This is a genomic window from Nonomuraea sp. NPDC049400 (assembly GCF_044466425.1).
Taxonomy (GTDB): domain Bacteria; phylum Actinomycetota; class Actinomycetes; order Streptosporangiales; family Streptosporangiaceae; genus Nonomuraea.
In genome coordinates this window covers 44294-59123 of the sequence record NZ_JBITMP010000016.1, presented here as the reverse complement: position 1 = coordinate 59123, position 14830 = coordinate 44294, and the positions used below count along the sequence as shown (strand labels likewise).

10 protein-coding genes are annotated in these 14830 nt (G+C 71.0%); 5 read left to right on the top strand and 5 right to left on the bottom strand.

Going from position 1 to position 14830, the window contains the following annotated elements; genetic code table 11:
- Positions 1 to 12 precede the first annotated feature (12 nt).
- Entirely contained in the window at positions 13 to 330 is a 318-nt protein-coding gene (locus tag ACIBVN_RS25660; RefSeq protein WP_397140404.1) for a hypothetical protein, read from the top strand.
- Between the two features lie 65 nt (positions 331 to 395).
- Here ACIBVN_RS25660 and ACIBVN_RS25655 read toward each other — a convergent pair whose 3' ends face one another.
- A complete protein-coding gene (locus tag ACIBVN_RS25655; RefSeq protein ID WP_397140402.1) occupies positions 396 to 959 on the bottom strand; it encodes a thioredoxin family protein in 564 nt (187 codons plus the stop codon).
- 77 nt (positions 960 to 1036) lie between these two features.
- Between ACIBVN_RS25655 and ACIBVN_RS25650 the strand changes: the two genes are divergently transcribed.
- Complete coding sequence (locus tag ACIBVN_RS25650) at positions 1037 to 1411, top strand: VOC family protein (protein ID WP_397140400.1); 375 nt, start codon at positions 1037 to 1039, stop codon at positions 1409 to 1411.
- A 106-nt stretch (positions 1412 to 1517) separates the two neighbouring features.
- Here ACIBVN_RS25650 and ACIBVN_RS25645 read toward each other — a convergent pair whose 3' ends face one another.
- Entirely contained in the window at positions 1518 to 1934 is a 417-nt protein-coding gene (locus ACIBVN_RS25645) for a hypothetical protein (protein ID WP_397140398.1), read from the bottom strand.
- Between the two features lie 153 nt (positions 1935 to 2087).
- Entirely contained in the window at positions 2088 to 4598 is a 2511-nt protein-coding gene (locus ACIBVN_RS25640; protein WP_397140396.1) for a DNA topoisomerase (ATP-hydrolyzing) subunit A, read from the bottom strand.
- A gap of 378 nt (positions 4599 to 4976) precedes the next feature.
- Here ACIBVN_RS25640 and ACIBVN_RS25635 point away from each other — a divergent pair, with 378 nt between their 5' ends.
- Together ACIBVN_RS25635 and ACIBVN_RS25630 are read left to right on the top strand one after the other, a co-directional pair.
- Complete coding sequence (locus tag ACIBVN_RS25635; protein ID WP_397140394.1) at positions 4977 to 5801, top strand: TauD/TfdA dioxygenase family protein; 825 nt, start codon at positions 4977 to 4979, stop codon at positions 5799 to 5801.
- 82 nt (positions 5802 to 5883) lie between these two features.
- The gene (locus ACIBVN_RS25630; RefSeq protein ID WP_397140392.1) at positions 5884 to 7989 is read left to right on the top strand and encodes a RecQ family ATP-dependent DNA helicase; all 2106 of its coding nucleotides are present in this window, start codon (positions 5884 to 5886) and stop codon (positions 7987 to 7989) included.
- Here ACIBVN_RS25630 and ACIBVN_RS25625 read toward each other — a convergent pair.
- Both ACIBVN_RS25625 and ACIBVN_RS25620 read right to left on the bottom strand, forming a co-directional pair.
- On the bottom strand, positions 7982 to 10699 hold the full coding sequence (locus ACIBVN_RS25625) for an ABC transporter substrate-binding protein (protein ID WP_397140390.1): 2718 nt from the start codon (positions 10697 to 10699) through the stop codon (positions 7982 to 7984). The two genes, ACIBVN_RS25630 and ACIBVN_RS25625, sit on opposite strands and share 8 nt — an antisense overlap.
- Before the next feature lie 189 nt (positions 10700 to 10888).
- Positions 10889 to 11782: a carbohydrate kinase family protein gene (locus tag ACIBVN_RS25620; RefSeq protein WP_397140388.1), complete on the bottom strand. Its 894-nt coding sequence runs from the start codon at positions 11780 to 11782 to the stop codon at positions 10889 to 10891.
- Between the two features lie 141 nt (positions 11783 to 11923).
- On the opposite strand from ACIBVN_RS25620, the gene ACIBVN_RS25615 reads away from it, so the two are divergent.
- On the top strand, positions 11924 to 14716 hold the full coding sequence (locus tag ACIBVN_RS25615) for a GNAT family N-acetyltransferase (protein ID WP_397140386.1): 2793 nt from the start codon (positions 11924 to 11926) through the stop codon (positions 14714 to 14716).
- Positions 14717 to 14830: the final 114 nt, after the last annotated feature.

The following is a 14830-nucleotide window of genomic DNA, read 5'->3' as shown; positions in this document are numbered from 1 at the left end:
AGAAGGTTTGTCGTGAGTAGGTCCGAATCGCTCGCCGCGTATCTCCGTGCCCAGGCATGGCGCCGCCTCGACCGCGTGGAGGCCAAGGACGGGGGCCGCAACGCCAAGACGGCCCTGGCCCTCCTCGACACCGCCGCCTACGCCGCCCGCCTCCCCGATGACGACCCGTTGATCCTCATGCTGGACCAGGCGGGCTGCTTCGGGCCTCTGGGCTGTGAGAGCTTCGACCCAGGGGAGGCGGGCAACCGGCTGATCCGCCACTGGCAGGGCGGCGAGCCGCACGAACTGCTGCTCGCGCTCCCGTCCGCCATCGCCGCCGCAAGCCCGTAGCCGCCACGGCCAGGGCCGGCAGCGCAGGCCATCGCGCGGCCGGCCCGGGTCGGCCCGCCCGTGGATCAGGCGGGCGCGTTGCCCGGCTTCCACTTGATGCCGCAGCCGAGCGACGGTTGCTGCTCCTCCGGCACCGGCCGGCCGTCGAGCAGGGCGTCGATGGCCGCACGCAACGACTCGCCGGTCACCGGCACCGAGTTGCCCGGCCTCGCGCCGTCGAACTCGCCCCGGTAGACGAGCTGGAGCTGCCCGTCGTACAGGAAGAAGTCCGGCGTGCACGCCGCCCGATAGGCCTTGGCCACCTCCTGGGTGTCGTCCAGCAGGTACGGAAACGTGAATCCGGCACGAGCGGCCTGCTCCGCGAGGTGTGTCGGGTCGTCGTCCGGGTAGTTCACGCTGTCGTTGCTGGAGATCGCGACGATCGACAGCCTGGCGCCGTAGCCGGCGGCAAGGGCGCCGAGGCCCTTCTCGATGTGCCGCACGTACGGACAGTGGTTGGACAGGAAAACCACGAGGGTGGCGGGTGAGCCTTTGAGGTCTTCGAGCGAGACGCTGCCGCCGTTGATGGCGGTCAGATCGAAGGCGGGCGCTGGAGTCCCCAGTGGGACCATGAACGAGTTGGCAGCCATGGCATCCATTCTTGTCGGAGGACGTCCCATCTTGTCTGAGGACGTCCCGGCAGAAACGACTGTGAAAGGTGAAATGAGTGAGCGGCATCGCGGAGTTCCGTACCACCGTGCTCGACTGTCCCGACCCGAAGAGGCTGGCCGAGTTCTACTCCCGGTTGCTGGGGTGGCCCATCACGTCCGCGGATGACGAGTGGGTGGTGGTGAGCGACGGCGGGTCTCCCAAGCGACTGGCGTTCCAGCTCGCGCCCGACTTCCGGTCGCCGACCTGGCCGGATCCGGAACGCCCCCAGCAACTGCACATCGACGTGACGGTCACCGACATGGACGAGGCGGAGAAGCAGGTGATCGAGATCGGCGCGACCAAGCACGAGCACCAGCCGAGCGAGGACGACACCTTCCGGGTGTTCCTGGATCCGGCGGGGCACCCGTTCTGCCTCTGCAAGGACGGGTAGTAATTTCCGGCTTCCCCGGGCGCGAGGGGACTGCCCGCGTAGGCGGCGGGCCGCGTTCTGGGGAGAGGGGCTGACCCCGCCCGGCGCGGGGTCAGCTCCAGTCATTTCAGCGGGCGGCCCGGGCCGGCAGGTCCACCGCCTTCCGCACGTTCCCCGCCGCCAGCTCGTGGTCGGCCGCCGCCTGCAGGTCGGGCCGCCTGCCCGCGCTCCGCGCGATGTCCCTGGCGACCGGCACGACGGCGTCGTCCACGGCGTACGTGTCGGTCTTCGAGCGTTCGAGCAGCGCCGCGGCTGTGCCCAGGGCGGCCAGGACGGCACGCGTGTCACGTACCGGGCCGTCGGCGTTCCAGCCGTGCCCGGACAGCATCAGCACCGCCGCCGCGGCCTTGGCGTAACCGTCGCCGGACGCGAGCCGGTCACGCGCGGCCTTGAGCCGGTCGCGGGCCCGGTCCGTGCGCAGCCCCGCGCCGAACAGCGGGTCGGCCACCCCGTCGCCCTCGGTGCCCGGCAGCCACGAGGCCACGACGAGCGCTCTCCCAGATGAGATCGGAGGTGGACGGCATTTCATGACGGGGCCCCGGCCCGGGCCACGTCGTGGCAGCTCGGACCGGGGCCGCATCGTGTCATGCCGGTGTCGGACCGGAGAATGACCGGCGGCCCCGGGGAAGTGTCAGCGCTATGGCCGCTCGTCCTCCGACGAGGCCGCTGACGCCGTGACCTCTGGAGTGAAAGAGTCGGTGGTCGAGGCGAGGGCGCCGCCGACGGCGCCGATGGTGTGGGTGAGGCGGACGCCCGAGCCGTCCCGGCGTCCCAGCTCCTCCGGAAGCGGCACCGGCTTGCCCACGTTCGAGACCGCCTTGGCCGGCGCCGGGCCGGCCCAGGCCAGCAGCAGCTCGTCCTCGCCCTTCAGGAAGCGCTGGGCCCGCACCCCGCCCGTCGCCCGGCCCTTGGCGGGGAACTCGGCGTAGTCGGACACCTTGCCGCCGCCCACCTGTGTGCCTGGCAGCGCCGTGGAGGACCCGGCGATTGTGACCACGTGCGCGGGACGCTCGGGATCCACCACTCCGAACCAGATCACCCGGGCGCCGTCGTCCAGCCGGATCCCCGCCATGCCGCCCGCCGGGCGGCCCTGCGGGCGCACCAGCGAGGCGGAGTAGCGCAGCAGCTGGGCGTCGGAGGAGATGAACACCAGGTCGTGCGACTCGGAGACGAGCTCGACCGCGCCCACCACGCTGTCGCCGTCCTTCAACGTGATCACTTCGAAGTCGTCGCGGTTGGCCGGGTAGTCGGGCACCACCCGCTTGACCACGCCCTGAGCCGTGCCCAGGGCCAGGCCGGGGCCATCGGGGTCGAGGGAGCCGAGGCCGACCACCTTCTCGTCGGGCTGCAGGGAGACGTACTCGGAGACCGGGTGCCCGCCCGACAGGGTCGGCGGGTTGGCCGTGGCGGGCAGCGTCGGCAGGTCCACGACCTGGACCCGGATCAGCCGGCCCAGCGACGTCACCACGCCCACCTCGCCGCGTACGGATGTCTTCACGGCCGACACCAGCACGTCGTGCGCGGCACGCTCGCCCTCGCCGGGCAGCGGCGAGGCGTCGGAGGTGCGCGCCAGCAGGCCGGTCGAGGACAGCAGCGCCAGGCACGGGTCGTCGGCCACCTGCAGCTCCGCGACCGGGGTGCGGGTGACGCCCGGCGACTCCAGCAGCACGGTGCGGCGCGGCGTGCCGTACTTCTTGGCCACGTCGGCCAGCTCGCCCGAGACCACCTGGCGGAGCTTGGCCTCCGAGGAGAGGATCTCGGTGAGCTGCGCGATCTCGTCGCTCAGCGTCTGCTTCTCCTGATCGAGCTCCAGCTTGTCGTACTTGGTGAGCCGCCGCAGCGGCGTGTCCAGGATGTAGGCGGCCTGGATGTCGGTCAGGTCGAACACGTCCATCAGCCGCGTGCGCGCCTGCGCCGAGTCGTCGGAGGCGCGGATGACCTGGATGACCTCGTCGATGTTGAGCAGGGCGATGATGAGGCCGTCGACCAGGTGGAGGCGCTCCTCGCGCTTGCGCCGCCTGAACTCCGACCTGCGGCGCACCACCTCGAGCCGGTGGTCGACATAGACCTGGAGCATCTCGCGCAGCCCGAGCGTGCGCGGCTCGCCGTCGACCAGGGCGACGTTGTTGATGCCGAACGTCTCCTCCATCGGCGTCAGCCGGTAGAGCTCCTCGAGGACGGCCTCGGGGATGAAGCCGTTCTTGATCTCGATGACCAGCCGCAGGCCCTTGTGGCGGTCGGTGAGGTCCTTGAGGTCGGCGATGCCCTGGAGCTTCTTGGACGTCACCAGCTCCTTGATCTTGGTGACGACCCGCTCGGGGCCGACGTTGTAGGGCAGCTCGGTGACGACGATGCCCTTGCGGCGCGGCGTGATCTGCTCCACCGCGCACTTGGCCCGCATGCGGAACGTGCCACGCCCCGTCTCGTACGCGTCGCGCACTCCTTGGAGCCCGATGATCGAGCCGCCCGTCGGCAGGTCGGGACCCGGCACGAACGTCATCAGCTCGTCGAGCGTCGCGCCCGGCTTCTTGATCAGGTGGCGGGCGGCGGCCACGACCTCGCCGAGGTTGTGCGGCGCCATGTTGGTGGCCATGCCGACCGCGATGCCGCTCGTGCCGTTGACCAGCAGGTTGGGGAAGGCCGACGGCATGACGACCGGCTCGGTCTCCTGGCCGTCGTAATTGGGCTTGAAGTCGACGGTGTCCTCGTGGAGCGACTCGACCATGAGCATCGCCGCCGGGGCCAGCCTGGCCTCGGTGTAACGCATGGCGGCGGGCAGGTCGTCGGGGGAGCCGAAGTTGCCGTGGCCGTCGACGAGCGGCAGGCGCATGGAGAACGGCTGCGCCAGGCGCACGAGGGCGTCGTAGATGGCGCTGTCACCGTGGGGGTGCAGCTTGCCCATGACGTCGCCGACGACGCGCGACGACTTGACGTGCCCGCGGTCGGGGCGCAGGCCCATCTCGCTCATCGAGTAGAGGATGCGCCGCTGCACGGGCTTGAGGCCGTCACGCGCGTCGGGCAGGGCGCGCTGGTAGATCACCGAGTACGCGTACTCGAGATAGCTGGTGCGCATCTCCGAGGTGACGTCGATGTCGACGATCCGCTCCTCGAAGTCCTCAGGTGGGGGTGCAGTCGTGCGTCGGGCCATCTTGTGCTGCGCGGCTGCCTCGGCCGTCGCGCCGAGGGGAAGCGCATCCTCCTTCTGTCCTTGTGCGGTAACCGTATCCGTCAGCTCGCTGGAGTAGCGTCAGATCGGCGGGTGAGGCGGCGACGTAACCCGAATGATCGCGATGCGATGACGGCCAGAGGTGCGTACGGCCACGCGACCGGTGTGGGTTCCGGCGTGTTCGCCCCTGGAGATGATGGCACGAGCCACGTCCCCTGTGGCGTATCCATACGTCAAGATGATACTTGATCCCAGCAACTTCTCGCATACGTGTTCGATCGACGCGCCGTACGGCACTTGACCAAGCAATTGCTTGGTGTTACTTTCGCCGCACGAGGATCCCGTCGTCCCGGAGGCGTCATGATCGAGTTCCATCCCGTGACCAAGCACATCGGCGCCGAGGTCACCGGGGTCGATCTGCGCAAACCGCTGTCCCAAGAAGAGGTCGCGACCCTGCGGGCGGGCTGGCTCAAGCACCTCGTGCTGTTCTTCCGCGACCAGCACATCGACGACGAGCACCACCTGCAGTTCGCCCTGAACTTCGGCACGCTCAACCACCCCGCCTTCAAAAAGGACTCCGCCAGCCCCATCCACGTCCTCGACCAGACTTCACCGAAGGGCGAGGGCGGCGACGAGTGGCACAGCGACAACACCTTCGAGCCCACCCCGCCGATGGGCTCCCTGCTCCGCTGCGTACAGCTGCCCAGCGTGGGCGGGGACACGTGCTGGGCGAACACGTACCTGGCGTACGAGACGCTCTCGCCCTCGCTGCAGCGGCTGTGTGACGAGCTGACGGCCGTGCACGACATCACGATGTCGATGAAGAAGGCGATCGCGAAGGGGCACCCGTTCGACCTGGCCGAGATCCAGGCGAAATGGCCGCCGGTGGAGCGCCCGGTGGTGCGCGTGCACGCCGAGACCGGGCGAAAGGCCCTGTTCGTCAACCGCGCCTCCACGACGCGCCTGGTGGGCCTGACGGATCGGGAGAACGAGGCGCTGCTGCCGCTCCTGATCGACCACATCCGCTCGCCCGAGTACCAGCTCCGGCTGCGCTGGCGGCCCGGCACCCTCGCCTTCTGGGACAACCGCCCGACCCAGCACTACGCGGTGGCCGACTACACGGAGCGCCGCCGCATGCACCGCGTCACCATCAACGCCTTCCCCGAGCACGCGGACCCCGCTTGAGCCCCCGCTTTGTGGTCCCTCAGCCGCCGACGGCGGCGCATGAGGGACGCGGGCATCGAAAGGGCGTGGTAACAAGGGGGGCATGATTGAAGCCCCCGATGTCGCGATGCTGCGGGAAGAGGCCGAGGAGCGGTTGCGGGCGCTGGCGGGCGAGCACGCCGTGCTGCGCGACGACCAGTGGGCCGCCATCGAGGCCCTGGTGGTGGACCGGCGGCGGGTGCTCGTCGTGCAGCGCACCGGCTGGGGCAAGTCGGCCGTCTACTTCGTGGCCACCGCGCTCCTGCGCGAGCTCGGCGAGGGCCCCACGGTCATCGTCTCGCCGCTGCTGGCGCTCATGCGCAACCAGATCGCCGCCGCCGAGCGGGCCGGCATCAGGGCCGTCACGATCAACTCCGCCAACCCCGAGGCGTGGGAGGAGATCTACGGCCAGGTCGCCGAGGGCATGGTCGACGTGCTGCTGGTCAGCCCCGAGCGGCTCAACAACCCCGACTTCCGCGACAACGTCCTGCCCGAGCTGGCCGAGAGCGCCGGGCTCGTGGTGGTGGACGAGGCCCACTGCATCTCCGACTGGGGGCACGACTTCAGGCCGGACTATCGCAGGCTGGCCACGTTGTTCGAGGACCTGCCGCCGGGCATCCCCGTCCTGGCCACCACCGCCACCGCGAACGCCCGCGTCACCCGTGACGTGGCCGAGCAGATGCGCCTGCCCGACGACGACGGGGACGGCGCTCTCGTGCTGCGCGGGCCGTTGGAGCGGGAGAGCCTGCACCTGAGCGTCGTGCGCCTGCCCACCGCCGAGCAGCGGCTGGCGTGGCTGGCCCAGACGCTGCGCGAGCTGCCCGGCTCCGGCATCGTCTACACCCTCACCGTCGCCGCCGCCCACGAGATCGCCGGATACATGCGCGAGCAGGGGTTCGAGGTGGCCGCCTACTCCGGGCAGACCGACCCGGCGGAGCGGCTGGCGGCCGAGGAGGCGCTGCTGAACAACAAGCTCAAGGCGCTGGTGGCGACGAGCGCCTTGGGGATGGGGTTCGACAAGCCGGACCTGGGGTTCGTGGTGCACGTGGGGGCGCCGCAGTCGCCCGTCGCCTACTACCAGCAGGTCGGCCGGGCGGGGCGCGGGGTCGAGCGGGCCGAGGTGATCCTGCTGCCGGGGGTGGAGGACCGGGAGATCTGGGCGTATTTCGCCTCGCTGGCGTTCCCGCCCGAGCCCGTCGTACGCGCCACGCTCCACGCGCTCGAAGAAGGCGGCGTCATGTCCACGCCGGCCCTCGAAACGGCCGTCGACCTGAGCCGGAGCCGGCTGGAGATGATGCTCAAGGTGCTCGACGTGGACGGCGCGGTCCGGCGGGTCAAGGGCGGCTGGGAGGCCACCGGCGAGCAGTGGACCTATGACGCCGAGCGTTACGCCCGCATCGCCGCCGAGCGCAGGGCCGAGCAGGAGGCCATGCTCGGCTACCTGACCACGTCCGAGTGCAGGGAGCAGTTCCTGCGCAGGCACCTCGACGACGAGGCGGCCAGGCCGTGCGGGCGCTGCGACAACTGCACCGGGCGGCACCGTTCGCCGGAGATCGGCGCGCAGGCCGTCGAGAGCGCCCGCCAGCGGCTCAGCAGGCCAGGTGTCGAGATCGAGGCACGCAAGCAGTGGCCGACCGGGCTGTCCGACCTGTCCGGCCGGATCAAGCCCGAGCTGGGCGCCGAGCCCGGCCGGGCGCTCGGCCGGCTGACCGACATCGGGTGGGGCAACCGGCTGCGGGAGCTGTTCAACGGGGACGACGGGCCGATGGCCGACGACATGTTCAAGGCCGTGGTGCAGGTGCTGTCGGGCTGGGACTGGCGCGAGCGGCCCGTCGCCGTGGTGAACGTTCCGTCCGCGACGCGGCCCGCGCTCGTGCGCGGGTTCGCCGAGCGGCTGGCGTCCGTGGGGCGGCTGGCCTACCTGGGGGAGCTGGGATATCGGGCGGGCTCGCCCGGGCAGCAGTTCAACAGCGCCAAGCGGGTGCAGGCGATCAGGGCCACGCTCGCCATGCCCAAGGAGCTGAGCGCCTCGATCGCTCAGTGCGGCGGGCCGGTGCTGCTCGTGGACGACCGCGTCGACACGGGGTGGACGATGACGCTCGCGGCGGCCCTCGTGCGGCACGCGGGCGCCCCGGCGGTGCTGCCGCTCGCCCTGGCCACCACTACCTGACGCCCATGGTCAGCAGGTCGTAGTCGCCATAGACCGGGCTGACGTGGACGTTCGTGGCGTTCTGCCCGCGTAGCAGCAGAGTGCTCGTCCAGGCCAGCGGGACGAGCACGGCCTCCTGGGCGAGCCTCGACTCCACCTGGCTCCACAAGCCGGCCCGCCTGCCCGCGTCGAGCTCGGCCCTGGCCTGGTCCATGAGGGAGTCGATGGCCCTGACGCGGACGCTCACGTTGAACGAGTACTCCTTGTTGATCTGCCTGCTGTCCGCGATCAGCGTGAGGAACGACTCGGGATCCGGCCAGTCGGGTGCCCAGGCCTTCGCGATCAGGCCGATCTTGTTCTCTTTGAGGTATTCGGGGTTGCCGCCGTACGCCTTGTAGAACTCCACGACGGGGGCCTTCTTCAGCGTGACCTGGATGCCCACGCGGGCGAGGCTCTGCTGGACGACCTCGGCCGCCTTCTGGTCTGCGGGCTGGTCCCGATAGAGGTACGTGACGGCGAACCCGGCAGGCTGCCCGCACGCGGCCAGCGACTGCTTGGCGGCCTGCTGGTCGCCGTCCGCCGAGAGATCGGGATCGGGCCGGCGGCGACCGGCGATCACGGGCGGCAGGAGCGACGTCGGCACCTTCTGCTCCGCCTGTGCGGCGCCGTAGATCGGGGCGAGGTTCTTGAGCTGGAGCGCGCGGACCACGGCCCGGCGGCACTCGACGTTGTCGAACGGCGCCACCTCCGGATTGATCGCCAGCATCCGCACGACCGCCGTCACCGGCACGTCCGCCCGCTTCTTGAGCGCCGGGTCGGTGAGCACGCCGGTCACTTCCTCCTGCCCGATGACGGGGCCGAACTCCGCCTCGCCGCTGCGCAGCCGCTGCTCCGCGTTGGTCGTGTCGTACTCGATCTCGTACCGGTCGGGGAGCGGCCTGCGGTTGGGGTCGGTGGAGGCGTCCCACTGGTCGTTGCGCGTGAGGACGACCTTGTTCTTGTCGGCGGACACGCTCTCGATCTTGTAGGGGCCCGAGGCCGGGACGGTGTCCTCGCCCTCCGGTACGGGGACGGTCTCCGGGAGCTGTACGACCTGGTCGAACGTGGAGTACGGCTGCTTGAGATGGAAGACGATCGTGCGGTCGTCGGGGGTCTGGATGGCCGAGTCGGTGTTCATGCCCCGCGACTTGCGGGGGCCCTGGTAGCCGGCGGGGAGGTCGAGCATGAGGTCGAAGTAGGTGGAGCCCGACGGGAGGTCGGCGTCCATGCTGCGCAGGATCGCGTACTTGACGTCCTTGGCGGTGATGGGGGTGCCGTCCTGAAATTTCACGCCTTGTCGGAGTTTGTAGGTCCAGGTCTTGCCGTCGGCGCTCGGCACGCCCAGCGACTCGGCGAGATCCGGGACGATCTGCGTGCCGGCGGTTCCCGGCGCGGGCTTGAACATCGTCAGCGCGCGTCCGTAGAGGCGGACCAGGTTCAGGGATTGCGTCTGGTAGATGTTTCCCGGATCGGTGGACTCCAGCGGCTGCGACGAGACGACGCGCAAGGTGCCGCCTGTTTTCGTGGAGGGGTTCGCGACCGACGTCACCGCCGTGCCGAAGCCCGCTTCCCGTGAGGGTGCTGTGGGGGAGGGGGTCGGCGTGATGGTGACACCCGTCTGCGCCACGAGCCACACCGCGACCCCGGCCACCAGGGCGGTGGCCGCCGCCCCGACCGTGATCAGCGCCGCCCGCCGTCGCCGCGCGGGCTGGGTCGTGGGCCCTTGCTGGGACGGCGTCACGGGCCCGCTCACCGGATAGGGCGGGGGACCGTAGGCCTGCGCCCCGCCGCTCTGCGGCGCCCCGCCCCAAGGCCCGCCGCTCTGCGGCGTCGCGCTCGGCTGCGGCGTCGTGCCCGGCTGCGGCGTCGTGCCCGGCAGGCTGGCGGTGCCGGCGCGGATCAGGTCCCGCATCAGCTGCTCGGCGGTGGGCCGATGCCGGGCATCCTTGGCCAGGGAGGCCCACAGCAGCGGCGCTATTTCGCCCGGCACGCCCGACAGATCGGGATCCAGGTTGAGGATGCGATGCATCACCACGGGCAGCGGCCCGAGCCCGAACGCCCCCCGCCCCGTGGCCGCGAACACCATCGTCCCCGCCCAGGCGAACACGTCGCTCGCCGGCGAGGCCTCCCCGAGGAACTGCTCGGGCGCCATGAACGCGGGCGTCCCCACGATCCCGGTCGTCAGGCTCTGGCTGATGTCGAGCGCCCGCGCGATCCCGAAGTCGATCACCCGTGGGCCGTCGGGGCCCAGCAGGACGTTGTTCGGTTTGAAGTCCCGGTGGATCACTCCGGACCCGTGAATGGCCATCAGCGCGGTGGCGGTCGTGATCGCCAGTCGTATCAGCGCCGGCCCCTGCACCGGCCCTTCTCTGGTGACGTGGTGCTGCAGGGACGGCCCGTCCACGTACTCGCCGACGATGTACGGCTGGTCGTCGACGGCTCCGACCTCGAGCACGCGAGCCGTGCAGAACTCCGCCACCCGCCGCGCCGCCTCCGCCTCGCGGCGGAAGCGGCGTACCGCCTGCTCGTCGTCGGCGAACCTGGCGTGCAGCAGCTTGATCGCGACCCGCTCGCCGGCGGGGGAGATGCCGAGGTAGACGCTGCCCTGGCCGCCCTCGCCCAAAAAGCCGGTGACCTCGTACGAGCCGACCGACGTGGGGTCGCCCGGCCGTAACGGACGCACGCCCTGCATCCGGCTCCCTTATGTCGCACTAAATCCCGACTTGCCCACCATAGCGGCGGAGAGCTGTCGGCAACGGGGAACTCGCCCCTGACCGCCCAGAGCGCCGATCAGGCGCATCCGCAAGGGTGACCGCTGCCCGGGCGTCCAGGAAGAACAGGCAGGTCAGAACGGCGGGCGGGCGCCCAGGTCAAGGCCCGGTCAGAACGGCGGGCGGGCGCCCAGGTGCATGATCGCCTTCGCCGCCAGCCGGCAGCCCGAGGTGAGCGCCTCCGCCGGCGGCTTGCCCGCCAGCCAGGCGGGCAGGAAGCCGGCGCTGAACGCGTCTCCGGCACCCGTGCCATCCACGATCTTGTCGACCGGCTCGGCGGGCGCGCGGACCGGATCGGGGCGGCCGTTGCTGTACCAGAGGGCGCCTTCGGCGTTCATCTTGATGACGACCTGCGGGAACCACGCGGTCAGCACCTTGGCGGCGGCCTCGGCGTCGTCGCGCCCGGTCAGCACCTTGGCCTGCTCGATGTTGGCGAACAGCAGCTTGGCCCCGTTGGTCCACTCCAGGAACGGCTCCGCCCCCGTACGGTCCAGAGGTGCGGACGAGGCGCAGTCGACCGAGATCGACATCCCGCTGCGCCTGGCCATGTCGAGCGCCGCGAGGCCCGCGTCACGCGAGCCCTCGTTGATCAGCGTGTAGCCCGACAGGTGGAGGTGCGAGCCGCCCGTGAACAGGTCACGCGGCAGGTCCTCGGGCGACAGCGCCGCGTTGGCGCCCGGGTCGGAGAGCATGGTGCGCTCGCCCTTGTGCGTGACGAGCACCACGCAGGTGCCCGTGGGGCGCTCGGGGTCCATGACGAGCCGGGCGTCCACGCCGTAGCCCATCAGCTCCATGTCGCGGTTTCGCCCCGTGATGTCGGCGCCCCTGCGGCCGATGAAGGCCACCTCGGCACCCTCGACGGCCAGCCACGAGGCGATGTTAGCCCCCGAGCCGCCGCCGTGCATGGTCACGATCGCCGGGGTGTCGCTCGCCCTGGCGAGCGCATAACGGGCGCGCGCGACCGCGTCGGTCATGAGATCGCCCACCACGACGACCCGCGTCATGATGTCACCACCTTGCTGCCTTCAGAACGAGCCTGGCCACGGCAAAACTAACAGCTTCCGGGCTGCCCGTGGGGCGGACCCATGACACCGGGCTGCAGTCGATGCACAAGCGTTGCCCAACGGGGACCCCGGTCTTGGCATATGGGATGCGGGTTTACGCTCGTGATTGTGGAGGCAAACTATCCGGCCCATTGGGAGGCCGATGTCGTCCTGGCCGACGGCGGCACGGCCCATGTTCGTCCGATCAAACCCGCCGACGCAGACCGCCTCCGCTCTTTTTACTCGCGTCTGTCAGACGAGTCGATCTATTTCCGGTTCTTCGGGCCGAGGCCCCGGCTTTCCGACAGGGAAGTCGAGCGGTTCACGAACGTCGACTACGTCAACCGCGTCGCCCTGATCGCCACCATCGGCACCGAGATGGTCGCCGTCATCCGTTATGACCGCACCGGACCGGGCGAGGCCGAGGTGGCCTTCCTCGTCGAGGACGCGCACCAGGGCAGGGGAGTGGCCTCCGTGCTCCTGGAGCACCTGGCGGCCACCGCTCGCGAGCGCGGCATCGGACGCTTCGTCGCCGACGTCCTGCCCGCCAACATGCGGATGACGGGCCTGCTGCGCCAGGCCGGCTACACGGCACAGAGCCAGTTCGAGGACGGCGTCGTACGCATGACGCTCGACCTCACCCCCACCGAGACCTCGACGGAGGTCACGCTCGCGCGCGAGCACCGGGCCGAGTCCAGGTCCATCGCCAGGCTGCTCACCCCAGGTTCGGTCGCCGTCATCGGCGCCTCCCGCGAGCCCGGCGGGGTCGGCCAGACCGTCCTGCGCAACCTGCTGGCGGCCGACTTCACCGGCCCCGTCTATCCGGTGCACCGGGAGGTGCGGGCCGTGGCGGGCGTGCGGGCGTACCCGAGCGTGGGGGCCATCGACGGCGAGGTGGACCTGGCCGTGGTGGCCGTGCCCGCCTCCGGCGTGATCGACGTGGTCAAGGAGTGCGCGGAGAAGGGCGTGCACGGCCTGGTGGTGGTCTCGTCGGGGTTCGGGGAGACCGGCCCGGAGGGCAAGGACAGGCAGGACGAGCTGGCTCGCCTCGCGCGTTCGTACGGGCTGCGCGTCGTGGGCCCCAACTGCCTCGGCATCGCCAACACCGACCCCGCCGTCAAGCTCAACGCCACCCTCGCCGCCACCCTGCCATGCCGGGGCAAGGTGGGCTTCTTCAGCCAGTCGGGCGCGCTCGGCACCGCGCTGCTCCAGCGGGTGGCGCAGCGCGGCATGGGCATCTCGTCGTTCGTCTCCGCCGGCAACCGGGCCGACGTCTCCGGCAACGACCTGCTGCAGTACTGGGAGGAAGACGACTCGACCGAGGTGATCCTGCTCTACCTGGAGTCGCTCGGCAATCCGCGCAAGTTCACCCGGCTGGCCAGGCGCATCTCCCGGAGCAAGCCCGTCGTGGTGGTCAAGAGCGGCGGCACCCCCGCCGGGCACTCGGCGGAGGAGCTGGGTCTGCCGGACTCGGCGATCAGCTCGCTGATCGAGCAGGCGGGGCTGATCAGGGTCGACGACCTCATCCAGCTCTTCGACGTCGGCCAGCTGTTGGCGTATCAACCGCTGCCTGCCGGGCCCAGGGTCGCGCTCGTGACCAACTCCGACGCCCTCGGCCTGCTCGCCGCCGACGCCTGCCTCGCCGTCGGCCTCGAGCCGCGCCCGCCGGTCAACCTGGGTCCCGCCGCCGGAGCCTCGGAGTTCGGTACGGCGCTCGCCGGCGAACTCGCCTCCCCCGACGTGGACGCCGCCGTCGTGATCTACATGCCGCCCATTCCCGGCGACACGGACGAGGTGGCGGCCGAGCTGCTACGGGTCTCCAAAGGCTCCGCCAAGCCGGTGCTCGCGACGTTCCAGGGCCATTTGGGCATGCACCCGGCCCTGCGCGTCGAGACCCTCGTGCCGGGGTGCGAGGTGACGCCGTCGCGCGGCTCGATCCCGTCGTACGCGGCGCCTGAGGAGGCGGTCAGGGCACTGGCGCACGTCGTCCGCTACGCGAGGTGGCGCGCCCACCCGGCGGTGCCGCCACCCGAGCTCGACGACATCGACACGGCCCGCGCCAAAGATCTGGTCCGCACGGCCCTGTCCACCACGGCACCCACCCCGCCCGTCGCTCCGGGTGACGCGCCCGCTTCGGCACCTGGCGTCGCCGGCGAATCGGCGGGCGCGCCCGGGCCACGAGGCGTCGCCGGCGAAGCGGCGGCGGGTGTGTTCGCCCAGCCGGGGCCGCCGGTCGAGGTCGACGCCACCGAGCTGCTGTCCTGCTACGGCCTGACCGTCTGGCCGGCCGAGGTGGTGCGGTCGCCGGACGAGGCGGTGGCGGCGGCCGAGCGGCTCGGGTGGCCCGTGGTGCTCAAGGTGGCCGACCCCGGCGCCTCGCGCCGCGCGGGCACTGTCCGGCTCGGCCTGACAGGCCCCGAGATGGTGCGCCACGCCTTCGCCGGGTTCGCCGATCAGCTGGGCGAGGCGGTGGAGCTGGCGGTCCAGCGGATGGCGCCGCAGCCCGCCGTGCCGACCGTCGTGGGCGCCGTCGAGGACCCCGCGTTCGGCCCCGTCGTGTCGTTCGGGCTCGGCGAGGTGACCGCGCGCCTCCTGCTCGACCAGGGGTTCCGCCTGGCCCCCCTGACCCGCGAGGACGCCGCCGCGCTCGTGCGCTCCGTGCGGGCGGCCCCGCTGCTCTTCGGCCAGTACGGCTACCCGCCCGTGGCCGTGGACGCCCTGGAAGACCTCCTCGTACGCGTCGGCCGCCTGGCCGGCGACCTGCCCGAGGTGGCCAGGCTGGATCTGGACCAGGTGCTCGTCGGCGAGTCGAACGTCATCATCCTCGGCGCCCGCGCCACCCTGCGCACTCCGGCGGGCCCGCGCCTCGACGGCGGCCCCCGGAGGCTCTCCTGATCAGCTCTCAGCGAATGACGGCGAATGGCGGCAAAAGAAGTGAACGCAAGTGCCGCCTGATGCCTGGATAAAAGACGTTATAGAGCGTTATATGGGGCGGGTGAGTGTACTGCC